This is a genomic window from Aeromonas sp. 602658, from assembly GCF_049173005.1.
In the GTDB taxonomy this organism is placed as follows: domain Bacteria; phylum Pseudomonadota; class Gammaproteobacteria; order Enterobacterales; family Aeromonadaceae; genus Aeromonas; species Aeromonas veronii_A.
In genome coordinates this window covers 41,170-64,650 of record NZ_JAAKRF010000008.1, presented here as the reverse complement: position 1 = coordinate 64,650, position 23,481 = coordinate 41,170, and the positions used below count along the sequence as shown (strand labels likewise).

Genomic DNA, 23,481 nt, shown 5'->3' with positions numbered 1-23,481 from the left:
ACTTGCCCATCCGATACCATCATTTCTCCAATTTGGCGATCTCTTCACCGAACTCGCGAATATCTTCGAAGCTGCGATAGACGGAGGCAAAGCGGATATAGGCCACCTTGTCCAGACTCTTGAGCTCATCCATCACCAGATTGCCCACCAGCTCGGAGGCGACTTCACGCTCACCGGTGGCACGCAGGCGTGACTTGATGTGGTTGACCGCTTTTTCGATGGCCTCCATGCTCACCGGCCGCTTCTCCAGCGCCCGCAGGATGCCGGCGCGCAGCTTGTCTTCGTTGAACGGCTCGCGGGAACCGTTGGACTTGATGACGCGGGGCATCACCAGCTCGGCCATCTCGAAGGTGGTAAAACGCTCGTGACAGAGCAGACACTCACGACGGCGGCGCACCTGATGGCCTTCTGCCACCAGACGGGAATCGATCACCTTGGTATCAACCGCACTACAGAATGGGCAATGCATCGGACCTCCGGCGTTAATGGAACAGGGACCGGCCCGGCGGGCCAGGATCTAGGTCGGCCAGTGTAGCACGGCCATCCAAAACCGGTAAAAGCCAGAAAAAACAATGCCACCCGCAGGTGGCATTGATCTCAAACCGGATGGTCTGGCTTATCAGCCATAAACCGGGAAGCGGCGGCAGATATCCAGCACCTTCTCGCGTACAGTGGCCAGCACGGCATCGTTGTCGTGGTTGTCCAGTACGTCGCAGATCCAGTGGGTCAGCTCGATGGACTCGGCCTCCTTGAAACCACGGCGGGTGATGGCCGGGGTACCGATCCGCACACCGGAGGTGACGAACGGGGAGCGCGGGTCGTTCGGCACTGAGTTCTTGTTGACGGTGATGTTGGCTTTGCCCAGCGCAGCGTCAGCATCCTTACCGGTCAGCTCGCGGCCGATCAGGTCAACCAGCATCAGGTGGTTGTCGGTACCGCCGGAGACGATCTTGTAACCGCGCTCGATAAAGGTCGCAGCCATCGCCTTGGCGTTTTTCACGACCTGAGCCTGATAGGTCTTGAACTCCGGCTCCAGCGCCTCTTTGAAGGCAACGGCTTTACCGGCGATGACGTGCATCAGCGGGCCACCCTGACCACCCGGGAAGACCGCGGAATTGAGCTTCTTGTAGAGCTCCTCGTCGTCAGCGGCGGAGAGGATCAGACCACCGCGCGGACCGGCCAGGGTCTTGTGGGTGGTGGAGGTGACCACGTGAGCGTGGGGAACCGGGTTCGGGTAGACGCCTGCGGCGATCAGGCCAGCCACGTGAGCCATGTCGACGAACAGGTAAGCACCGACCTTGTCAGCGATTTCGCGCATGCGGGCCCAGTCAACGATGCCGGAGTAGGCAGAGAAGCCACCGATCATCATCTTCGGCTTGTGCTCGACAGCCTGACGTTCCATGTCGTCGTAGTCGATCTTGCCGGACTCATCGATACCGTAAGGCACGATGTTGTAAAGCTTGCCGGAGAAGTTGACCGGAGAGCCGTGGGTCAGGTGACCGCCGTGGGCCAGGTTCATGCCCAGCACGGTGTCGCCCGGCTGCAGCAGAGCCATGTAAACGGCGCTGTTGGCCTGAGAGCCGGAGTGCGGCTGCACGTTGGCGTAAGTGGCACCGAACAGCTCTTTGGCGCGCTCGATGGCCAGGGTTTCGACCACATCCACATACTCGCAACCACCGTAGTAACGCTTGGAGGGGTAACCTTCGGCGTACTTGTTGGTCAGCTGGGAGCCCTGGGCTTCCATGACACGGGGGCTGGTGTAGTTCTCAGACGCAATCAGCTCGATATGCTCTTCCTGACGACGGGTTTCGTCTGTGATGGCCTGCCACAATTGCGGATCATAATTGGCGATGGTCATGTCACGTTTCAACATCCGTTTCTCTCCTGAAAATCGTTTGCGCGTTAGGTGAAGTGGGCGCGGGCATTGTAACGTGAGCTGGATCAAAGAGACAGTCCAACCACCTAAAAAAATGTTGAATTTATGTTGTAAAAAGCAAGATTCCCTCCCCGTTCAATACCCTGGCCGCTCCGCCAAACGGCACATTTTTCATCCCGCTGCGGGCGGGCAAAACCCGAAGGGGATCACAACGCCCTCTTTATCCATCCTGTAACATATTCATTCGAAACAAATTTAATGATGATGGAGCTGATTGCAGCCATGCATCCGAGGGGCTGCACCTAACCGGAGGAGTTCAAGATGGACCATCTGCTGACATTCGTGATCCTGGCGGTCTTTTTTCTGTTCTACTGGGTCTACTACACCAGCCAACGCAAACATGTCCCCACCACCTCGTGGGAGCAGCTCCCCACCAAAGCCGACTATCTGGCGGCCCACCCTGAATCAGTCGATGGCGACATCATCTTCTGTTATCACTGCGGCCACCACGAGTTGCTGGAGGTAGGCATGGTGCACCTGACCGATTTTCGCAGGGAATGGGTCTGTGCCAAGTGCAAGCAGGTGCTGTTTCGGGAGATCGAATAACGGCGCAGGGGCTGGCCCCCTCTGAACGTTGTGCATCGCCAGCAGGGATCAGAACTGCGCATCCCTGTTGGCCACCAGCCACTGCTGCAACCCGCTCACCGCCTCGTCAAATTGCGCCCCGATTGCCGCAGGCTCCCCGCCTCCCGCCTCAAGAGACGCACAGTGGCTGGCCAATTCGGTCAACCCCAGCGCCAGGGCACTCCCCTTGAGCTTGTGCGCCAGCTGACGTTGCTCTTTCCCCTCCCCCTGAGCCAACTTATCTACCAACACCCGCCCTTGCGACTCAAACAGCGCGACCAGCTGGCGGATCCGCGCCATGCCGAGCAGGGGCAGATCGGCGTCCAGCACCGGATTGGCCCACTCTGGCCGGTTAGTTGGGGGCACGGCTACTGATAACTGCACCCGCGGCTCGATAGAGGCCCCTTCTTGCCGAAACAGCTGATCGATGGCATTGGCCAGCACCGCCAGCCGCACCGGCTTGCCGACAAAATCGACAAACCCGGCGGCAAGGCAGTGGCGGATATCCTCCGGATACATCTGGGCCGAGATGGCGATGGCGGGCAGCGGCCGCTCATGCATCTCCTCGCTGATGGCGGCCAGATCCTCGCGCAGGGTCATACCGTCCATATCGGGCAGATTGATATCGAGCAGCGCCAGCTCAAAGGGGCGCTCGGTCACCAGCGCCAGCGCGCTGCGACCATCCTCCGCCAGGGTGACGCGATGGCCGAGGCGGGTCAGCATGCCGTGCGCCACCAACCGGTTGATCTCGTTATCCTCCACCAGCAGGATGTCGCGGGACTGACCAAGGTGCAGCGGTTGCGCCTCGGCAGGCAACTGGGCGCTCGAACGCTGCAACGGCAAACTGAAGCTGAATTCACACCCCTTGCCCGGTTCGCTGGCAAGGATCAGCTCGCCCCCCATGGCGGCCACCAGCTTGCGGCTGATCGCCAGTCCCAGCCCGGTGCCGCCCTGATGGCCTATATCACGCTTGCGCTGGCGAAACGCCTCGAACACCGCCTCCTGCTCATCGGCCGGAATGCCGGGGCCTGTATCGCGCACCACGAAGCGGATGCAGGGCTCGGCGCAAGGGCCTTGGCAGACAAGGGGCGCCACCGTCAGGGTAATCTGGCCACGGGCGGTAAACTTGACCGCATTGCCGAGCAAGTTGCCGAGCACTTGCCGCAGCTTGCCCAGATCCCCCTCGACCACAGGCGCCAGCCCAGGCGCATATTCCAGCGCCAGAGTGACCCCCTTGGCCGCTGCCTTTGGCCGAAACAACGCGCAGAGCTCATCCACCAGCAGGAACAGGGGGAAGGGCTCACGGCGCGCCTCCACATGGCCCGCTTCTATCTTGGAGTAGTCGAGAATGTCGTTGAGGATCTCCAGCAGGGATTCGCCACTGTGCTCGATGGCGGCCAGATAGCGCTGCTGGGTATCGCTCAGGTGGGTATCTTCCAGCAGCGTCAGGCCCCCGAGAATGCCGTTCATGGGGGTGCGGATCTCGTGGCTCATGGTGGCGAGAAACACCGACTTGGCGCGGTTGGCCTGTTCGGCCTCGGCGCGGGCTTGCCGCTGCTTCTCCACCTCCTCATTGAGCCGCTCGTTGGCGTGGCTGAGCTGGCCAGTGCGCTCCTCGACCCGCGACTCCAGCTCTCGCTGATAGCGGCCCAGTTCTACCGCATTGTCACGAAACACCTGCAGGGCCCGCCCCAACTCCGCCAGCTCATCGCGCCCGGTACTGGCGATCGGCTCAAGGGGGGCCAGATCCCCGCGCGCCAACCGGCTCATCCCCGCCACCGCCCGTTGCAGCGGCCAGACGATCCGGCCGTAGACCATGCGCCACATCAGCAGCATCAGCAGTAGCAGGGTGAGCAGGCCAATGGCCATCAACGCCTGCTCCAGCAGCCTGAGGCGCTGGCTTAGCGCCTGCTGGCTCTGCCCCAGCGAATCGCGGGCACGGCTGACCAGCTCACCGACCTGCTGGTTGAGGCTGCTCATCAGGGCCTCATTGGCATTGGCCAGCACCCGCAGCGCCTCCCCCTTGCCGAGCCAGTCACTGCGCAGTTGCACCAGCTTGTCGCTTTGCGCCAGCACAGTCAGCGCCTGCTCCATCGCCTGCCGGCGAGCCGGATCGGTCACCGCCCCGGCCCGCAGTTGCAAGATGGCCAGCTCCCGCTGCCCCTCTTGCAATAGCGTTTGCAACTGTTCCTGCCGTTCGCTGCGCCACATCTCCTCGATGCGCTGCTGTTGCATCAGGGTGCGATGACGCAGCTCGGTCATCTGCTCCAGCCAGTCGAGATCCTGCTCCAGCAGGCGGTCCAGCGTCCGGGTCGCCTGCGCACCTTGCTGTTGGTAGAGGGAACCCAATCCCGCCACCATCACGGTTTCGGCGTTCTCCATCTGACTGCGCGCCAGCTCGGCAATCTGCCCGGCCGCCGCCACCAGACGGGCCCGCTGCGCTTCACCCTGAGCCATCAGGGTCAACCTTTCACCCACCAGCCAGCCCTGCTGGCCCAGATTGCCGATGATGCTCTGACTGAGCTGATCGAGGCTTGTTGAACCCTGGCCACGACCAAGTTGCGCCAGCACCTGTTGCAGCTGTTGCCCCTGCAGGGTGAGCAAGCGTCCCTGATGCTCCCGCTCCTGCTCGCTGGTTGCGGTGGCCAGCAGCCGGGACGCGCTCTGGATCTCGCCGCTGAGACGAGAGAGCGTGCGGGCCAGCTCCTGATCGGCCAGAGTCTGCTGCACCCCTTGCTCCAGCTGGCGCAGATGGCTAAGCCCCACCCAGCCCAGCAGGGAGGCACTCAGGGTCAACAACGCCATCAGGGAGAAGGCCAGCAGCAACTTGCCACCCAGGCCGGAAAAGATTCTCACGGGAAGTCCCTTGGTTGTGGTCGGCTTTGACCGGATAATATGGCCCAACACTTTAACAAAACCCCTGACCATGCGAAGCGTCTATCTCTCCCCGTTGTTGCTGATCTGGTTGCTAATGCTTCCCCGCGCCGCCCTCGCCTTTGCGGTCGATATCTGGCCCGGCGGCGAATTCAGCGGCCAGCCGCTGCACCAGCAGTGGCAGGAACCCGCCGCCGCAACCAAGCCGCTGACCCTCTGTGCCCTCTACCCCCATCTGCGCGACGCCTACTGGCTTTCGGTCAATCAGGGCATGGTGGACGAAGCGAAGCGGCTGGGAGTCAAGTTGCAGATCCACGAAGCGGGGGGTTACGGAGCCCTCGCCGAGCAGCGCCAGCAGTTGCAGCGCTGCGTGCAGGAAGGGAGCGACGCCATCTTGCTCGGCGCGGTGAGCTATCAGGGCTTGCGCGAGGCCATCAAGGCCACGCCGCTGCCGCTCTTTGGTCTGGTCAACGATCTGCCCAGCGGTCTGGTGCAGGCCAAGGTGGGGGTCTCCTGGTACCAGATGGGCTGGCAAATCGGCCACTGGCTGGCGCAGCGTCACCCCGCTGGCAGCAAACCGGTCTCGGTTGCCCTCTTCCCCGGCCCGCAGGCGAGTGGCGGCAACAACTTCGTCGAGCCGGGCTTTGCCGACGCCATCAAGGGGAGCGCCATCAAGCTGGTCACCACCGAGCGCGGCGACAACAGCCGGGAAATCCAGCGCACGCTGGTGCAGCAGACGCTGGCCCGCTATCCCGACCTCGACTATCTGGTGGGGGGCGCCATCGCCGCCGAAGTGGCGGTCAACGAGCTGGCGCAGCGCCATCTCGACAGACCACGGGTGCTGAGCACCTACTTCAGCCACGGGATACAGCGGGGCCTGCGCCGGGGCAAGATCCTGGCAGCCAACAGCGATCAGATGCGGCTGCAGGGGCGCCTTGCGGTCGCTCAGGCGGTCTGCCTGCTACAACACCCTGATGCCAATGCCGAGCAGTGTCCGCGGGTGATGGGGCCACCCATTCTGACGCTGTCTGCGCCACTGACCGACCCCGCCGATTCCCTCTCGGATGGCGCTTTTCGTCCCGTCTATCGGGTCGAATAGCCGTTCCAAATCCGATTAGCACACTCAAGGAGAAGAGATGAAAGAGTTACATGCCAACTGCCTGTGCGGCGCCGTCGCCCTGACCCTGCCGGATCAGTTTGACTATATGGGGAACTGCCACTGCAGCGAATGCCGCAAGTTTTCAGGGGGAGATTACGCCTCGGTCGGCGGACTGGATGGCAACAAGGTCACCATAGTGAAGGGGGAAGAGGCCATCGGCCGCTACCGGAAATCGGCAGAGACCACCCTGGCCTTCTGTCGTCACTGCGGCTCCAGCCTGTTCAGCCAGAAGAGCAGCAGCGGCAAGATCAATCTGCGCCTCGGAGTACTGGACGACGTGCCGAGCCAGCGGCCCGCGTTTCACATCTTCGTTGGCTCCAAGGCGCCCTGGCACCAGATTGGCGACGACTGCCCGCAATTTGATACCCGCCCGCCGGTCTGATACCCGGTCAAACAGGCCAGGGCCACCGCAACGGAGTCAGGAGGCTATCTCGCCGGCAAACAGATAGCCTTCACCATGGACGGTGACAAACAGCTGGGGATCCCGTGGATCCGCTTCCATCTTGCCGCGCAGCCGCCGGATCAACACATCTATGGTGCGATCGCTCGGGCCATCGCCGCGATGGCTGATGAGGGTCAGGATCCGCTCCCGACTGAGCACCCGCCCGGCATGGGCGACAAAGGCCACCAGCACTTCATATTCGGCCTTGGTCAGGCGCACCGGCACTCCGTCCTTGCTGAGCTGGCGACGGGGGATGTCAAAACGCCAGGGGCCAAAGCGCACCGCATCGTCAGCCACCGCAGGCTCGCTCGACGCAGCGGCCGCCAGCGAGATCCGCCACAGCAGATTCTTGACCCGCACCAGCAACTCCCGTAGCTCGAACGGCTTGGTGACATAGTCGTCGGCCCCCATCTCGAGGCCGACAATCCGGTCCACCGCATCGCTGCGGCCGGTGACCAGAATGATCCCCACCGTGCTGCGCGCCCGCAGTTCACGGGTCAGCAGCAGACCATCTTCCCCCGGCAGGTTGATATCCAGCATCACCAGATCGACCGGCTGCTCCGCCAGCACGGCGCGCATCTCCTGGCCGTTTTCGACCGCCGTCACCCGATAGCCCTCCCGCTCGAAATAGCCGGTCAGCTTCTCGCGGGTAACCGCATCATCTTCAACAACCAGAATGTGGTAGCTCATGGGCAGGGTTCACGATGGTCGACAAGGGAGGATTATTCTATTCACATTTTGTCATAAATACCCCTATTTCATTAATTTGTGGCGGCAGCCCTATTCACAACGCCTCCCTATCATGGCTCCCATCAAAAAAGTGATGTGAGAGAGCATGATGAAAAAACTGTGGCACTTCCTGCGCACCCCCAGCCGTCGCTGGTCGGTACTGGCGCTGCTTCTGGTGGGCGTCGGCGTCACCCTCGCGGGCACCGTCGGCCTGCACTACGGCTTTGAGAAAACCAGCAGCCTCGAATTCTGTATCTCCTGCCACTCCATGAAAGACACCGTCTATCCGGAGTACAAGGAGTCCATCCACTTCAAGAATGCCTCAGGGGTACAGGCGGTCTGTACCGACTGTCACCAGCCGAAGGATTTCGTCGGCAAGGTGGCCCGCAAGATGGAGGCGGCCAACGACCTCTATCAGGAGTACATAGGCCACAGCATCGACACCCAGGAGAAGTTCGAGGACCGGCGCCTGCATCTGGCCGAGAAGGTGTGGGCGCGGATGAGCAGCCAGAACTCCAAGACCTGCAAGTCCTGCCACAGCTACGACAACATGGATCACGCCAAACAGTCCCCGGCGGCTGCGCTGGCGATGAAAGATGCGGCGGCGAAGAACATGAACTGCATCGAGTGCCACAAAGGCATCGCCCACGAACTGCCCAACATGGCGGGCGGCTTCCGGGCCACTTACGCCACCCTGGTCAACGACGCGCAAGAGGCGCCAGCCGCCGAGACCCTCTACAACCTGGGTGAAAAAGATCTCTACGCCAGCGAACAGAGCAGCGACCCGGTCGGCAAACTGCTGCCCGCCTCCCGCATCGACGTCGTAGACCGCAGCGGCGATCGCCTCAAGGTGACCATCGAAGGGTGGCGCGAGAGCGATGGCAAGGGCCGGGTGCTGAGCGAATACATGGGCAAGCGGGTCTTCGTCGCCACCATCCGTGACGAACTGAAAGCGAGCGAGAAAGTGCTCAAACAGGAGACCGACAGCGCCACCCATATCAAGTGGGAACAGGTTCAGGTGCAGGCCTGGGTCGATGGCAAGGGCTTTGAGTCCTCGCTCAAGCCAATCTGGGATTACGCCGGCGAAATGTACAAATCCACCTGTAACTCCTGCCACGGCGCGCCGGATCCCGCTCACTTCACTGCCAACGGCTGGATCTCGGGGCTCAAAGCGATGTCTGCCTACTATCGCCTGAGCAAGGAAGAGGAGCGCACCCTGCTCAAATACCTGCAAAACCATGCCGCCGATACCGGTGGTCAGGGCAGCCACTAAGTCCGGATTCGAAAGAGGAATAACAAGATGATCAATATTTCCCGTCGTGGTTTTCTGGGTGGCTTGCTGGCCAGCGGTGCCTCTGCCCTGATCGGCCCCTCCCTGCTCGGTCGCGCCGTAATGGCCGCCGAGTCTGGCGACAAGCTGGTGCAGTCCGGCTCCCACTGGGGCGCCTTCCGTGCCCGGGTGGTCGATGGCCGCTGGGTCGAGACCCTGCCGTTCGAGCATGACAAGCACCCCACCGACATGCTCAAGGCCTTGAGTGAGGTGGTCTACAACCCCTCCCGCATCCGCTACCCCATGGTGCGACTGGACTGGCTGCGCAAGGGGCACCAGTCCGACACCAGCGAACGCGGCCAGAACCGCTTCGTGCGGGTCACCTGGTCACAAGCGCTGGACTTCTTCTATCACGAGCTGGAGCGGGTGCAGGAGACCTATGGCCCGAGCGCCCTCTATGCCGGCCACTCCGGCTGGCAGTCGGTGGGCAAGTTGCACTCCGCTGGCGCCATGCTGGGACGCGCCATGAACCTACACGGCACCTATCTGGCCAAGGCCGGTGACTACTCCACCGGTGCCGCCCAGGTGATCCTGCCCCACGTGGCGGGCGCCATGGAGGTGTATGAACAGCAGACTTCCTGGCCGCTGGTGCTGGAGCACAGCAAAACCATCGTTATCTGGGGCTCAGATCCCATCAAGAACCTGCAGGTGGGCTGGCTGGTGCCGGATCACAGCGTCTACGACTACTGGGCACAGCTGAAAGAGAAGGTGGCCAAAGGCGAGATCCGGGTGATCAGTGTCGACCCGGTCAAATCCAAGACCCAGAAGTACCTCAATTGCGATCAGGTGACCCTGAATCCGCAAACCGACGTACCGCTGATGCTGGGCATCGCCCACACCCTCTACAGCGAGAAGCGCCACGACGAGGCGTTCCTGAAGAACTACACCACCGGCTTTGACAAGTTCCTGCCCTACCTGCTGGGCACCAGCGATGGTCAGGTGAAGGATGCCGAGTGGGCCGCCGCCATCTGTGGCGTCCCTGCCGAGACTATCCGCGAGCTGGCCCGCGCCATGAGCAGCGGCCGCACCCAGCTTATCGGCGGCTGGTGTGTACAGCGCATGCACCACGGCGAACAGTACGCCTGGATGCTGGTGGTACTGGCCTCGATGATTGGCCAGATCGGCCTGCCGGGGGGCGGTTACGGCTTTGGCTGGCACTACAACGGGGCGGGCACCATCACCTCCAGCGGCCCCATCATGTCAGGTTTCAGCTCGGTCATTCCCGGGGTCAAGCCGCTCCATGATGGCGACTGGAAGGGCTACTCCAAATTCATTCCGGTGGCCCGTTTCGTCGACTGCATCCTCAATCCGGGCAAGCAGATCGCCTTCAACGGCCAGACCATCACCTACCCCCACATGAAGATGGCAGTGTTCTGCGGTAACAACCCGTTCCACCACCAGCAGGATCGCAACAAGATGGTCGCCGCCTGGCGCAAGCTGGAAACCGTGGTCAGCATCGATCACCAGTGGACGGCCAGCTGCCGTTTCGCCGATATCGTGCTGCCCGCCACCACCACTTATGAGCGGGATGACATCGAGCAGTGGGGTTCCCACTCCAACGCGGGCATTCTGGCCATGTACAAGGTGGTAGAGCCGCTGTTCGAGGCGCGGGATGACTACGACATCTTCGCCGATCTCTGCCGTCGCTTCGGTCGTGAGGCCGAGTTCACCGGCGGCAAGAGCAAGCTGGAGTGGATCCAGAGCATCTATGACGACGCCCGCCTGCAGGGCCGCGGCATCGGCATTCGTCTGCCCCGCTTCAGCCAGTTCTGGCACGGCGAAGGCTTCGTCACCTTCCCGGCGGGCCAACCCTGGGTGCGCCACGAGTCGTTCCGTCAGGAGCCGGATCTGGAGCCACTGGGCACCCCTTCCGGCCTTATCGAGATCTACTCCAAGACCATCGCCGACTACGGCTATGGGGATTGCCCGGGCCACCCGGTCTGGATTGAACCCTACGAGCGCTCTCACGGCGGGCCGGGCAGCAAACAGTACCCGCTGCACCTGCAATCCTGCCACCCGGACAAGCGGCTGCACAGCCAGCTCTGCTCCTCCGACAACTACCGCGCCACCTACACGGTGCAGGGTCGCGAACCTGTCTACATGAATCCGCAGGATGCCAAATCCCGTGGCCTCAAGGACGGCGATCTGGTGCGGGTGTTCAACGGTCGCGGTCAGGTATTGGCCGGGCTGGTGGTGAGCGATGACTACGCCCCTGGGGTGGTGCGCATTCAGGAAGGGGCTTGGTATGGCCCGCAAGAGGGCGGCAAGGTAGGGACGCTCTGTACCTACGGCGATCCCAACGTGCTGACCGCCGACATCGGCTCCTCCAGCCTGGCGCAGGCTACCACGGCCCATACCGCGCTGGTGGAGATCGAGAAGTTCCGCGGACAGGCGCCCGCCGTCACCGCCTTCGGCGCGCCTGAATCGGCCAAGGGCATCGACCCCATGTTCCCGGCACTCTGACCACGGAGGGACGAAAACGCCCCCTTGAGTTTCCTTTATTTTTAAAGTCGTTAGAATCGGGAGCCATCAAGGCTCCCGATTGCCATCCACGGAGGAAAAATGCAGGAATTTATGGCTACCAGCGAACGCCGGGCCGAACTCTACTGGTGGTTCTCCACCCTGTTCGCCGCCGAACTCAGTGATGAGCAGATCGCCGAATATGACACCTATGATGTGCGAAGCTTCCTGAAAAGCCTCTCCACCCTGGATCCGATGCGCGAAGCCGTGGCCGAGCTCAACGATGCTATCGCCCGCCTGCTGGTGCGCCCGGATCGCCAGCTGGAACTGGCCGCCGACTTCGCCGGCCTGTTTCTGGTGGATCCCAAACAGGGCGCCCTGCCCTACGAATCGCTCTACCGCGGCGAGGCCAAGCTGCTGATGCAGGCCCCGATGGCCGAGATGCAGGCCCGCCTCGATCGCCTTGGTATCAATGTCAGCGACAAATACAAAGAGCCTGCGGATCATCTGGCCATCGAGCTGGATCTGATGGGCAATCTCATCATCCGTGCGGCGGAAGCCAAGAGTGCAGCCGAGCGGGAACGCTGGCTCGACGAGCAGGAAGCACTGCTGCACGGTCATCTGCTGGGCTGGTTTGACAAGTTCGAAAGCGCCTGTCGCGCCGCCGACCGGTTTGGCTTCTACGGCGCCAGTGCCCGTCTGCTGGGGGTCTTCCTCAAGATGGATGCCAACTACCTCTCTCTGGTCAAACCGGCACCGTCTGCCGACTGAGGCCGCGATGAAGACAGCCCTGCTTCTGATTGCATGCTGGCTGCTGGCCCTGATCCCGCTGGATCAGGGCATTACTCCCCTGATCGCGCTGCTGTTCAACCCGGATCGCGAGCTCTACGGCACCGCCCAGCTCACCGGCTTTGCCGGCATCCTGCTCACCCTCTACCTTGCCAATCTCGGCGTCGAGGTGGTGTTGCGCCGCCGCTTCCAGATTGCCGGCATGCTGGCGCTGCTGGCCGCCTGGCTCGACTTCATCAACAGCAGTGGCAGCGAGTCGCACTTCCTGCTGCTCTATCTGCTCGCCCTCCCCTTCCATCTGCTCGGCTGGCTGGTATTTGTGCGCGGTATTCAAGCATTTGGCCGAGAGAAAGGCTAAAAAACAGCCAATAATATTGCAAATCATGACAGCCAGGTCAGGCACTTCCCAGCGATTACAAGCACATCGGTACAGCACCCCGTAATATTTGCTTACATTCAGCTCCCGTTCAGTTTTACAAAAGCCGATATAGTGCCGCTCCTTTCGCCACACTACACAGGAGCAATCGTATGCCTCCACAGGATGCGCGCATCACAGGCCTCGATCTGTTGCGCGGGCTTGTCATCTTCATGGCCGTTTTTGAGCACTACACCGGTTACCTCAACTACTGGTACATCGATTTCTTCAATCGGGAACATGCCTTGTGGGACAGCTTCTATGTATCACACAAGGCAATGGCGGGACACCTGCTCCCCATGGATCAGCTGACAGCACACGCATCAGCCTGGTTAATCCCCTGGGTCAGCCAGATCTACCTGGCCTTGGCCGCATTCAACCTGAGCCGCCGCGATCAGGCCAACTTCAAACCGCAGCTGGGTAGCAAGCTGGCCCTGTTTGCCAGCATCATACTGATGCTCTATGTCGAAGGGTTGGTCATCGCCCCCAACTTCGGCGAGGCCATCTCGTTCTACCCGGTCATGCTCTGGATGTGCCTGCTGGCGCTCTTCTCCATGGTGTATGCCTGGTTCGGCATCCGCGGCATGCTCCTGCTGACCCTTCTAAGCCTGCTACTGGATCAACTCGGCGTACAGGATCTGCTCGGCCATATCGACAGCTGGATGAAGCTGCACGTTCACCCCGACTATGAGCTGGATGCCCGTCTCGACCTCTTCATGGCCAGTGGCTGTTTCGGCTTTCTCTATGGCTGGTGCTGGCATCAGCGCCCACAATGGCGAGATCGCCTCAACCGTCTGGTACTGACGCTGTCGCTGGTGGCGCTGGCCATCTATCTCATGTTCGGCGAGACAAGCACGGTCGAGCTCAACGACATCTACGCCAACGAACACGAACTGGCGCTGGACATGATCGGCCGAGCCGGGATCTGGGGTATGGAGTTTCTGGTGATCGGTACCGTGCTCTGGCTACACCAACACAATATCCGTCTCTGCTGGCGACCACTCAACTGGATCGGCATGTACTCGCTGACCGTCTTCATCTTCCACAAGAGCATCTTCGTGCACCTGTGGGGCCCCTTGCTACTGTGGTGGACCGCCCGTCAGGGCACCATACTGCCCAACAGTTTTGGCCTTATCATGTTGCTCTGCACCGCCAGCATACTGCTTATTTATGCTTTCCAGCGCTCCGGCATCATCTGTCATCTGATGGGAATGCATCAGGATCGGGACTGGGCGCGGCTATATGGCAAATAAGTATTGGCTGTCGCTGCTAATACTGGTGACGCTACCATTGCAAGCAAAGGAGTTGTTACTGGGCAGCAGCTGGCAACTGGATAGTAACCAGGCCAGTAGTAACGCAACCCAGCACAGCCAACTCTGGTGGGGTTATGAACGGGAGACCCAGGTTGGGCTCCTTTTCACTAACGGAAGCAGTGCCGGGCTGGCACTACCTCTCTATGAAAAGAGTTTTATCGCCTTGGGAGTTGGATCCATGCCAGTGGTTGATAGTACCCGTTTCAGTGCTATGTGGCGCCTGGGATGGCAGCTGGATGATGACCATCAATTGACGTTGTCCCAGCTCGTCGACCTCACTGGCCGTTATGGCCAGCTCTGGTACATGGAGCACAGCCTGCCGCTGCCGGCCGGGCTCTCCCTCAACCTCTGGCTGACCCGGGGCAGTCAGGCACACATGGCCGCTTATGATGCTCATGAAGGTTGGCGAGACTGGGGGCTAACCCTGGAGCACAGTTGGGCTTGGCAAAAGTGGCAACTCGACGCAGAAGCGGGTGCCAAGCAGTGGCTCATCAAGGATCGCGATTGGCAACCCGTCGTGAACCTGACCCTGAGCTATCGCTTCAGCTGGTAACACTCACACCACAGGCAACTTCCACGTTTACCAGCGCCCACCTATCTTGGGTCCAGCCAAATGAAAACGCACAGACAGTCAAACCCATCGCATCATTAGGCTCTACAATGCAACTGCTTCCTGCAATCAGGGGGATATCCTGTTGCTGCGCACTCCAGGTTTCCTGACCAAATGGCAACATGCCAACCATGTTGCCAAATTCCATTACAACAGAGTCAATCATCGTCAGCCCTCTTTGCCAGCAAGCCGCACAGCTCAAGCACTAACGCTCTGATCGCGCATGATAAACATCCTCTGTTAGCGACATAACGCTCTCTCGGGATGTCAAAAGGACCACGGTAGCAAGGGCTTGCAACTCAGGCTGAACATCTGTGCCCACAAGCCCTTAACAGGGGAAGAAGGGATTATCTATTGGTACGCAACGTCAGGTCGACTGCGTTCATCAAAGGATGATGATGTCATTGGTGCCGCAGGGGAAAATCCCCTGGCGATAGATATGACTATCTGCCAAACGTCAGGGTGGGAACACCACCATCATCCCGCTCATTGAGCATGCGTGTGAGCGGGGAGTCGCCCGAATAACGGGATCCAGGCTCACTGAGGGAAAATTTGGCCCCCGGTTTTTTTGCCTGCCATGCGTTGCCAAGCTCATCGGCAACCCGATCCCGCACTGTCTGTGACGGCTCCTGATGCGTAATCACAAACTCTTTGGGGGGCTTGTCTGCCAGAACAGGCACATCAAACTGCCAGAGGGATGCACAGAGCAATAGAGAGAACATAACTACCTCCATCCATCAAAGTCCTCCTTTTTACCCACTCACCACCTGAGTGTCACCCATTACCCTGTAACCAAATGTTGCTGTCTATCCAAAAGTCTAATTGCCCCCATCAGCCAAAGGTATAAGTTGTTACTTAATTATTAAAAGTATGTATTCAAAGGAGTGAGTGATGAGCGAGAGCAAGGTCTATCCGGTCAAACCCCATATCAGCAACAGCGCCCTGCTCGACAAGGGCGACTACGCCGCCATGTACCAGGCCTCCGTCGAGGATCCCGATACCTTCTGGGGTGAACAGGGCAAAATCCTCGACTGGATAAAGCCCTACACCAAGGTAAAAAACACCTCCTACGATCCGGGCCATGTCTCCATCAAGTGGTTTGAAGATGGCCAGCTCAACGTCTCCGCCAACTGCCTCGATCGCCATCTCGCCGAACGGGGTGACAAGGTCGCCATCATCTGGGAAGGGGACAACCCCGCCGAAGATCGCAAACTCACCTACCGCGAGCTGCACAGCGAAGTGTGCAAGTTTGCCAACGTCTTGAAAGCTCAGGGGGTTCATCGCGGCGACGTGGTCTGCCTCTATATGCCCATGGTGCCCGAAGCCGCCATCGCCATGCTGGCCTGTACCCGCATCGGCGCGGTGCACAGCATCGTCTTTGGCGGCTTCTCGCCGGAAGCGCTGGCCGGTCGCATCATCGACTCGGGCTCGCGCATCGTGATCACCGCCGACGAGGGACTGCGCGGTGGCCGTTCGGTGCCACTCAAGAAAAACGTGGATGAAGCGCTCACCAACCCGGATACCCAGGTTAACAAGGTGATCGTGCTCAAGCGCACCGGCGGCAATGTCGCCTGGCACAACCACCGCGACATCTGGTGGCATGAAGCGACCGCCACCGTCAGCAGCGACTGCCCGCCCGAGGCGATGAACGCCGAAGATCCGCTCTTTATCCTCTATACCTCCGGCTCCACCGGCAAACCCAAGGGGGTGCTGCACACCACCGGCGGCTATCTGGTCTATGCCACCCTCACCTTCAAATATGTGTTCGACTACCACGAAGAGGACATCTACTGGTGTACCGCCGATGTGGGCTGGGTCACTGGTCACTCCTATCTGGTCTACGGGCCGCTCGCCAACGGCGCCACCACCATCATGTTCGAAGGGGTGCCCAACTACCCGGCCACCAACCGCATGAGTCAGGTGGTGGACAAGCACCAGGTCACCATCCTCTATACCGCCCCCACTGCCATCCGCGCCCTGATGGCCAAGGGCAACGAAGCTGTCACCGGCACCTCGCGCCAGAGCCTGCGCATCATGGGCTCGGTGGGTGAACCGATCAACCCGGAAGCCTGGGAGTGGTACTACCGCACCATTGGCGATGAGCGCTGCCCCATTGTCGATACCTGGTGGCAGACCGAAACCGGCGGCATCCTGATTACGCCGCTGCCCGGCGTCACCGACCTGAAACCGGGCTCAGCCACCAAACCCTTCTTCGGGGTGCAACCTGCGCTGGTCGACAACATGGGCGAACCGCTGGAGGGGGCCACCGAGGGCAATCTGGTGATCACCGACTCCTGGCCGGGTCAGATGCGCACCGTATTCGGCGATCACGAGCGGTTCGAGCAGACCTACTTCTCCACCTTCCCCGGCCGCTACTTCACTGGCGACGGTGCCCGTCGCGATGCCGATGGCTACTACTGGATCACCGGACGGGTGGATGATGTACTGAACGTCTCCGGCCACCGCATGGGTACCGCCGAAATTGAATCGGCGCTGGTGGCCCATCCCAAGATCGCCGAAGCCGCGGTGGTGGGGGTTCCTCACGAGATCAAGGGTCAGGGCATCTATGCCTATGTCACCCTGATCGCCGGGGAAGAGCCGAGCCGTGAGCTGCACAAAGAGGTGAAGGAGTGGGTGCGCAAGGAGATCGGTGCCATCGCCACGCCAGATGTCATTCACTGGGCGGAGGGGCTGCCGAAGACCCGTTCCGGCAAGATCATGCGGCGAATTCTGCGCAAGATCGCCACCGGCGAGACCGACAGCCTGGGGGATATCTCCACCTTGGCGGATCCGGGCGTAGTAGACAAACTCATCCGCGAGAAGTCGGAAGCAGCCTGATCCCGCTTCGTTTGTTGCTCGACAAAGCCGGCCCTGTGCCGGCTTTGCTGTTTCTACAGCGGTACAAACGGCCTGAGCGGCTGAAACTGGGTGCACAGGGAGGTGGCGCTCAATAAATAGCCAGATGTAGAGATTAGACCAGTAAAATGCTGCTAATTTTCACGAAATCAATATAATTGCGAAATCTGTGTGCCAGGGCACACCGATTTGCGCAGAAAATGGCTAGATTTCAGGTAGTCCACAAGATAGCTGACAGATAGCAGCATGATCATCGAGGATGCACTCAATATGTCGCAACATCGCCGAATTCTCCTGCTCAACGGTCCAAACCTGAATCTGCTGGGCAAACGGGAACCGGGTATCTACGGCAGCAAGACGCTCGATGAGATCGTCGCCGATCTGAAGCTCAACGCCAGCGAACTCGGTGTCACTCTGGAACATCTGCAATCCAACGCCGAACATGAGTTGGTCAGCCGCATCCATCAGGCCATGGGTCAGGTGGATTTCATCATCATCAATCCGGCCGCCTTCACCCACACCAGCGTCGCCATCCGCGATGCGCTGCTGGGTGTCGCCATACCCTTTATCGAGGTTCACCTGTCAAACGTTCATGCCAGGGAGCCGTTTCGTCATCACTCCTATCTGTCTGATGTCGCCAAAGGGGTCATTTGTGGTCTGGGGGCCGATGGCTATCAATTCGCTTTAACCGCGGCCGTGCGCCATCTGCACGCGGCTTGATAATCACTGATCAGATAAAGAAGAAAGAGAATGCTAATGGATATCCGCAAAATCAAGAAGCTGATTGAACTGGTTGAAGAGTCCGGCATCGCCGAACTGGAGATCTCCGAAGGTGAAGAGTCCGTTCGCATCAGCCGCAACTTCGCAGGCCAGGTCACTGCCGCACCGCAGATGATCATGCAGCAAGCAGCCGCTCCGGTTGCCGCTCCAGCCGCCGCCCCGGTTTCCGCTGCGCCGGCCGCAGATGCCGCACCGAGCGGTCACCTGATGCGCTCTCCCATGGTTGGCTCCTTCTACCGCTCCTCCAGCCCGGAAGCCAAGCCGTTCGTGGAAGTGGGTCAGCAAGTCAATGTCGGCGATACCCTGTGCATCGTCGAAGCCATGAAAATGATGAACCAAATCGAGTCTGACAAGGCCGGTGTGATCAAAGCGATCCTGGTTGAAAATGGTCAGGCCGTCGAATTTGACGAGCCGCTGTTCATCATCGAATAAGGGAAATCGCCACCCATGTTGGACAAAGTAGTCATCGCCAACCGCGGTGAAATTGCCCTGCGGATCCTGCGCGCCTGCAAAGAGCTCGGGATCAAGACAGTGGCCGTTCACTCCACCGCCGACCGGGAGCTCAAACATGTGCTGCTGGCCGACGAATCCATCTGTATCGGCAAACCAGCCAGTACCGACTCCTACCTCAACGTTCCGGCTATCATCGCCGCCGCCGAGGTGACCGGTGCCGTGGCCATCCACCCGGGTTACGGCTTCCTCTCCGAGAACGCCGATTTTGCCGAAGTGGTCGAAAAATCCGGCTTCATCTTCATCGGCCCGCGCGCCGAGACCATCCGCCTGATGGGTGACAAAGTCTCCGCCATCGAAGCGATGAAGAAGGCAGGCGTACCGTGTGTACCGGGCTCTGACGGTCCGGTGGACAACGACACCAAGCGCAATGCCGCTATTGCCAAGCGCATCGGCTATCCGGTGATCATCAAGGCTGCCGGTGGCGGCGGTGGTCGTGGCATGCGCGTGGTACGCAGCGAGGCCGAGCTAGCCTCCGCCATTGCCCTAACCAAATCCGAAGCAGGCCAGTTCTTCAAGAACGACATGGTTTACATGGAGAAGTACCTGGAAAACCCGCGCCACATCGAAATTCAGGTGTTGGCAGACGGCCAGGGCAACGCCCTCTATCTGGGCGAGCGTGACTGCTCCATGCAGCGTCGCCACCAGAAAGTGGTGGAAGAGGCGCCGGCGCCCGGCATCACCGCCGAAATGCGCAAGTTCATCGGCGAGCGCTGTGTGCGCGCCTGTATCGAGATCGGCTACCGCGGTGCGGGTACTTTCGAGTTCCTGTACGAGAACGGCGAGTTCTATTTCATTGAAATGAACACCCGTATCCAGGTTGAGCACCCGGTCACCGAGATGGTCACCGGTATCGATCTGATCAAGGAGCAGCTGCGCATCGCCGCCGGTCAGCCCCTGTCGATCACCCAGCAGGATATCCGCATCCGTGGCCATGCCATCGAGTGCCGGATCAACGCCGAAGATCCGGCCACCTTCATGCCCTCTCCGGGTCTGGTGCAGCGCTTCCACGCGCCGGGTGGACTGGGCGTGCGTTGGGACTCCCACATCTATGCCGGTTACAAGGTACCGCCCCACTACGATTCGATGATCGGCAAGCTGATCTGCTACGGCGAGAATCGTGACATTGCTATCGCCCGCATGCGTCATGCGCTGGACGAGCTGGTGGTGGAAGGGATCAAGACCAACGTACCGCTGCAAAAAGAGATCATGAAAGACGAAAACTTCCAGCACGGTGGCACCAATATCCACTACCTGCACAAGAAGTTAGGTCTGTAAGGATCGCTGATAGAGACCCGATGACATTGCACGGTGGCAGTACCAACGCCCACTATCTGCACAAGAAGTTGGGTCTGTAAGGATCGCTGATAGTGACCGGACTTCCGGTGGAAGTCTGCTCCGCAAGGAGCCTCTGCTGAAAAAGGGCCATGGCGACATGGCCCTTTTTTGTTATCCTTGCGCCCCTCAAATTTGTCGGAGGCCAAGGTGAACCGTTTTGCTCTCGCCCGCCGGGAAGCAGCTTTCTGCCTGCTGCTGACCCTGTTCTACTTCTTTGCCTGGTATGGCACCGCCTATTTTATCCCGCTCCAGCTGGAGTTGTGGGGGCTGCCGCTATGGTTCCTGCTCAGTTGCATGGTGATGCCGCTGCTGTTCATTCTGCTCTGCGCCCTGATGGTGAACCGGCTGTTTGTGGAGATCCCCCTCGATACCCACTCCCCTTCCGGCAAGGAGTCATCCCATGAATCTTGAGTTGATGCTGCCGCTCGTCATCTATCTGGTGCTGGTGCTGGGGGTGGGTTTCTGGGCCAGCCGCCATCGCGCAGAAGGCAACTTCGTGCAGGAGTACTTCATCGGCAACCGCAGCATGGGCGGGCTGGTGCTGGCGATGACGCTAGTGGCCACCTACACCTCGGCCTCCTCCTTTATCGGTGGGCCGGGCGCGGCCTACAAGATCGGTCTGGGCTGGGTGTTGCTGGCGATGATCCAGCTGCCCACCGTCTGGCTCACTCTGGGAGTGCTTGGCAAGAAGTTCGCCATCATCGCCCGCCGGGTCAATGCGGTGACCATCAACGACATGCTGTGGGCCCGCTACCAGAGCAAGGCGGTGGTGATCCTCGGCTCCATTACTATCATCCTCGCCTTTATCGCGACCATGGTGGTGCAATTCATCGGCGGCGCCCGCCTGCTGGAGACCGCTACCGGCCTCTCCTACCAGCAGGGGTTGATGCTGTTTGCCAGCTGCGTGCTGCTCTACACCATCATCGGCGGCTTTCGCGCGGTGGTGATGACTGATGCCCTGCAGGGGATCATCATGCTGATCGGCACCGGCGCCTTGCTGGCGGGGATTTTGATTGCCGGTGACGGCCTGCCGAACCTCATCCACCAGCTCAGGGAGATCGACCCCAAGCTGGTGAGCCCGCAGGGGGCCGGCGACATGCTGACCCAGCCCTTTATGCTGAGCTTCTGGATCTTGGTCTGTGTCGGGGTGGTGGGGCTGCCCCACTCGGCGCTGCGCTGCTTTGGCTATCGCGACAGCAAGGCGCTCCATCGCGGCATTCTGATCGGTACTGTGGTCAGCGCCCTGCTGATGTTTGGCATGCATCTGGCGGGCGCCCTTGGCCGCGCCATCCTGCCCGGCATGGACAGCCCGGACAAGATCATGCCCTCCCTGATGATGGAAGTGCTGCCCCCCTGGCTGGCCGGGGTCTTTCTGGCGGCGCCGATGGCGGCCATCATGTCCACCATCGACTCCCAGCTGATCCAGGCTTCCGCCACTCTGGTGAAAGATCTCTACCTCAACTATCTCAATCCAAAGCAGGAGAAGCTGGAGGTGCGCATTCCGCGTCTCTCTCTGCTCTGTACCCTGATCTTGGGCACCCTGGTGCTGCTGGCGGCGCTGCAACCGCCTGAGATGATCATCTGGCTCAACCTGCTCGCCTTTGGCGGTCTGCAGGCGGTGTTCCTCTGGCCACTGGTGCTCGGCCTCTACTGGTCGCGGGCCAACGGCCCGGGCGCACTGGCCAGCATGGTCAGCGGCATCGTCAGCTATGGGGTACTGAGTCAGTGGGGGATCAAGCTGGCTGGCCTGCACGCCATCGTGCCAAGCCTTACACTGGCGCTGGTGGTCTTTATCACGGTGAGCCTGCTGACGGCACCGCCCTCGCGGGAAGTGCGCGAGCTTTTCGGGCAGAAATAATAAAAATATAAATTAGGGGTTCCAAAACTATCCCCAAATAGGTGTTTTCCGGTTAAACTGTGCGCCAAGTCACAGAACGTAGCCGCTGTATGCCCGTTAAAGCCACTCGACAAGTCGTTACTCAAGCCCTGCAGCGGCTCGGTTATGCCCTGCTGCTGCCCGTCTCCATCCTGCCGATGGCGGCGCTGATCTACCGGCTTGGCCAACCCGACGTGCTCGATTTGGCGGTGCTCTCCCTCACCGGTCAGGCGATCTTCAGCCAGATGCCGCTTATCTATGCGGTGGCGATCGCCTTTGGCCTGAGTCGGCAGGAGCTGGGCGGACAGACGCTGGCGGGTGCGGTCAACTTCCTGCTGCTCAGCACAGCTTTCAATACTCTGGCCCCCAACCTGCACGCAGACATGATCTGCGGCCTGCTGGCGGGACTCACCACCGCCATTATCTATCCCTGGGTTCACCAGCAAACCCTGCCCCGCTGGCTGCAGATCGCCAGGGGGGAGTTTCCCAGCCTGCTGGTGTCGGCCTTGGCCTGCCTGCTGATCGCCATCCCCCTCTCGCTGCTGTGGCCGCCACTGGAGCGCGGGCTGACCCTGCTCACCTCCGAGCTGCTCACCACGCCATTTGGCGCCTTCTGCTACGGCACCCTCAACCGGCTGCTGATCCCGCTCGGGCTGCATCAGGTATTGGGCAGCGTCATCGGCCTTGGCGAGAGCAACCTGCAGGCGCTGGCCACCGCCCAACCCCTTCATGAAGGGTATGTGGCCGGTCTCTACCCCATCATCATGTTCGGACTACCGGGCGCCTGTTTTGCCATCTGGCTGCACCGCCAGCGGATGCAGCGGCTGCCACAGGGCGGGCTGCTACTCACCCTGGCGCTCACCTCGGCACTGGTGGGTATCACAGAGCCTATCGAATTTCTGTTCGCCTTTACCGCCCCCTGGCTGTTTCTCGCCCACGCCCTGCTGACCGGGCTATCGCTCGCTGTCTGTAGCGGGCTGGGGATCAAGGTGGGCAGTTACTTCTCCGCCGGTCTGCTGGATCTGGTGCTGAGCTATCAGGCTGGGGAGCACAGCTTCTGGCTCATTCCGGTCGGTATCCTGTTTTTCGTCGCCTACACCCTGCTCTTTTACCAACTGCTGGAGCGCGCCCCCCTCAGCATGCCGAGCAAGCCCATCGCGGTGGAGCATCCGCGCCTTGCCAGCGTTGCCCCCTCAGACCCGCAGATGCTGGCGATCCAGTACCTCAAGGTGCTGGGCGGGATGGACAATCTGGTGGCGATGAGTGTCTGTATCACCCGCCTCAGCCTGCGGGTGCGCGATATTTCACTGGTGGATGAATCCCGCCTGCTGGGTCTGGGCTGCCTCTCCTGGATCCAGCTCAACGACCACCAGCTGGTGCTGGTGCTGGGCCCCAGCGCCAGCCTGATTGAAGGGCAGATCCGCATGCTGGCGGAGCGCCAGTCGGTCCCCCTCGGCCTCAAACCCAATCAGGAGTCGGCCAGCCAGAGCAGCTGGTAAC

22 protein-coding genes are annotated in these 23,481 nt (G+C 60.6%); 16 read left to right on the top strand and 6 right to left on the bottom strand.

Annotated features, from left to right (window positions below; genetic code table 11):
• Nucleotides 1-19 precede the first annotated feature (19 nt).
• Entirely contained in the window at nucleotides 20-469 is a 450-nt protein-coding gene (nrdR, locus tag G5253_RS08805) for a transcriptional regulator NrdR (protein WP_005338880.1), read from the bottom strand.
• A 150-nt stretch (nucleotides 470-619) separates the two neighbouring features.
• A complete protein-coding gene (glyA, locus tag G5253_RS08800; RefSeq protein ID WP_005338884.1) occupies nucleotides 620-1,873 on the bottom strand; it encodes a serine hydroxymethyltransferase in 1,254 nt (417 codons plus the stop codon).
• 324 nt (nucleotides 1,874-2,197) lie between these two features.
• Between glyA and G5253_RS08795 the strand changes: the two genes are divergently transcribed.
• Complete coding sequence (locus G5253_RS08795) at nucleotides 2,198-2,482, top strand: hypothetical protein (protein ID WP_088870031.1); 285 nt, start codon at nucleotides 2,198-2,200, stop codon at nucleotides 2,480-2,482.
• Nucleotides 2,483-2,530: 48 nt separating this feature from the next.
• On the opposite strand, the gene torS is transcribed toward G5253_RS08795, so the two are convergent.
• A complete protein-coding gene (gene torS, locus G5253_RS08790; protein WP_266134178.1) occupies nucleotides 2,531-5,356 on the bottom strand; it encodes a TMAO reductase system sensor histidine kinase/response regulator TorS in 2,826 nt (941 codons plus the stop codon).
• Between the two features lie 70 nt (nucleotides 5,357-5,426).
• Between torS and torT the strand changes: the two genes are divergently transcribed.
• Together torT and G5253_RS08780 are read left to right on the top strand one after the other, a co-directional pair.
• Nucleotides 5,427-6,473: a TMAO reductase system periplasmic protein TorT gene (gene torT / locus G5253_RS08785; protein ID WP_266134179.1), complete on the top strand. Its 1,047-nt coding sequence runs from the start codon at nucleotides 5,427-5,429 to the stop codon at nucleotides 6,471-6,473.
• A 37-nt stretch (nucleotides 6,474-6,510) separates the two neighbouring features.
• A complete protein-coding gene (locus tag G5253_RS08780; RefSeq protein ID WP_199415961.1) occupies nucleotides 6,511-6,915 on the top strand; it encodes a GFA family protein in 405 nt (134 codons plus the stop codon).
• Nucleotides 6,916-6,951: 36 nt separating this feature from the next.
• On the opposite strand, the gene torR is transcribed toward G5253_RS08780, so the two are convergent.
• Nucleotides 6,952-7,665 (bottom strand): two-component system response regulator TorR, encoded by a 714-nt coding sequence (torR, locus tag G5253_RS08775; protein ID WP_266134180.1) that lies wholly within the window; start codon nucleotides 7,663-7,665, stop codon nucleotides 6,952-6,954.
• Nucleotides 7,666-7,810: 145 nt separating this feature from the next.
• Here torR and torC point away from each other — a divergent pair, with 145 nt between their 5' ends.
• The 6 genes from torC (at nucleotide 7,811) to G5253_RS08745 (ending at nucleotide 14,564) form a co-directional block, all read left to right on the top strand.
• Complete coding sequence (gene torC / locus G5253_RS08770; protein WP_080771394.1) at nucleotides 7,811-8,977, top strand: pentaheme c-type cytochrome TorC; 1,167 nt, start codon at nucleotides 7,811-7,813, stop codon at nucleotides 8,975-8,977.
• 27 nt (nucleotides 8,978-9,004) lie between these two features.
• The gene (gene torA / locus G5253_RS08765) at nucleotides 9,005-11,497 is read left to right on the top strand and encodes a trimethylamine-N-oxide reductase TorA (RefSeq protein WP_266134181.1); all 2,493 of its coding nucleotides are present in this window, start codon (nucleotides 9,005-9,007) and stop codon (nucleotides 11,495-11,497) included.
• A 99-nt stretch (nucleotides 11,498-11,596) separates the two neighbouring features.
• Nucleotides 11,597-12,265 (top strand): molecular chaperone TorD, encoded by a 669-nt coding sequence (torD, locus tag G5253_RS08760; RefSeq protein ID WP_058057287.1) that lies wholly within the window; start codon nucleotides 11,597-11,599, stop codon nucleotides 12,263-12,265.
• A 7-nt stretch (nucleotides 12,266-12,272) separates the two neighbouring features.
• Nucleotides 12,273-12,641, top strand: a complete 369-nt coding sequence (locus G5253_RS08755; protein WP_266134182.1) for a hypothetical protein — start codon at nucleotides 12,273-12,275, stop codon at nucleotides 12,639-12,641.
• A gap of 170 nt (nucleotides 12,642-12,811) precedes the next feature.
• A complete protein-coding gene (locus G5253_RS08750; protein WP_227341298.1) occupies nucleotides 12,812-13,951 on the top strand; it encodes a hypothetical protein in 1,140 nt (379 codons plus the stop codon).
• A complete protein-coding gene (locus tag G5253_RS08745) occupies nucleotides 13,941-14,564 on the top strand; it encodes a MipA/OmpV family protein (RefSeq protein ID WP_216951967.1) in 624 nt (207 codons plus the stop codon). The genes G5253_RS08750 and G5253_RS08745 overlap by 11 nt, the downstream gene beginning before the upstream one ends.
• Here the strand turns inward: G5253_RS08745 and G5253_RS08740 are convergent.
• Both G5253_RS08740 and G5253_RS08735 read right to left on the bottom strand, forming a co-directional pair.
• On the bottom strand, nucleotides 14,554-14,787 hold the full coding sequence (locus G5253_RS08740) for a hypothetical protein (RefSeq protein ID WP_216951968.1): 234 nt from the start codon (nucleotides 14,785-14,787) through the stop codon (nucleotides 14,554-14,556). The two genes, G5253_RS08745 and G5253_RS08740, sit on opposite strands and share 11 nt — an antisense overlap.
• A gap of 277 nt (nucleotides 14,788-15,064) precedes the next feature.
• On the bottom strand, nucleotides 15,065-15,343 hold the full coding sequence (locus G5253_RS08735; RefSeq protein ID WP_266134183.1) for a hypothetical protein: 279 nt from the start codon (nucleotides 15,341-15,343) through the stop codon (nucleotides 15,065-15,067).
• A 169-nt stretch (nucleotides 15,344-15,512) separates the two neighbouring features.
• Between G5253_RS08735 and acs the strand changes: the two genes are divergently transcribed.
• The 7 genes from acs (at nucleotide 15,513) to G5253_RS08700 (ending at nucleotide 23,480) form a co-directional block, all read left to right on the top strand.
• Entirely contained in the window at nucleotides 15,513-17,459 is a 1,947-nt protein-coding gene (gene acs, locus G5253_RS08730) for an acetate--CoA ligase (protein ID WP_421203158.1), read from the top strand.
• Between the two features lie 288 nt (nucleotides 17,460-17,747).
• Nucleotides 17,748-18,197 (top strand): type II 3-dehydroquinate dehydratase, encoded by a 450-nt coding sequence (gene aroQ / locus G5253_RS08725; protein WP_139743401.1) that lies wholly within the window; start codon nucleotides 17,748-17,750, stop codon nucleotides 18,195-18,197.
• A 36-nt stretch (nucleotides 18,198-18,233) separates the two neighbouring features.
• A complete protein-coding gene (accB, locus tag G5253_RS08720; RefSeq protein WP_216979391.1) occupies nucleotides 18,234-18,689 on the top strand; it encodes an acetyl-CoA carboxylase biotin carboxyl carrier protein in 456 nt (151 codons plus the stop codon).
• 15 nt (nucleotides 18,690-18,704) lie between these two features.
• Nucleotides 18,705-20,045, top strand: coding sequence for an acetyl-CoA carboxylase biotin carboxylase subunit (gene accC, locus G5253_RS08715; RefSeq protein ID WP_216951972.1), 1,341 nt, complete (start codon nucleotides 18,705-18,707; stop codon nucleotides 20,043-20,045).
• A gap of 207 nt (nucleotides 20,046-20,252) precedes the next feature.
• Nucleotides 20,253-20,516, top strand: coding sequence for a YhdT family protein (locus tag G5253_RS08710; protein WP_005349483.1), 264 nt, complete (start codon nucleotides 20,253-20,255; stop codon nucleotides 20,514-20,516).
• Nucleotides 20,506-21,963, top strand: a complete 1,458-nt coding sequence (panF, locus tag G5253_RS08705) for a sodium/pantothenate symporter (protein WP_204420362.1) — start codon at nucleotides 20,506-20,508, stop codon at nucleotides 21,961-21,963. Before G5253_RS08710 ends, panF begins: the two co-directional genes overlap by 11 nt.
• Before the next feature lie 89 nt (nucleotides 21,964-22,052).
• Nucleotides 22,053-23,480 (top strand): PTS transporter subunit EIIC, encoded by a 1,428-nt coding sequence (locus G5253_RS08700; RefSeq protein WP_042080616.1) that lies wholly within the window; start codon nucleotides 22,053-22,055, stop codon nucleotides 23,478-23,480.
• Nucleotide 23,481 lies beyond the last annotated feature (1 nt).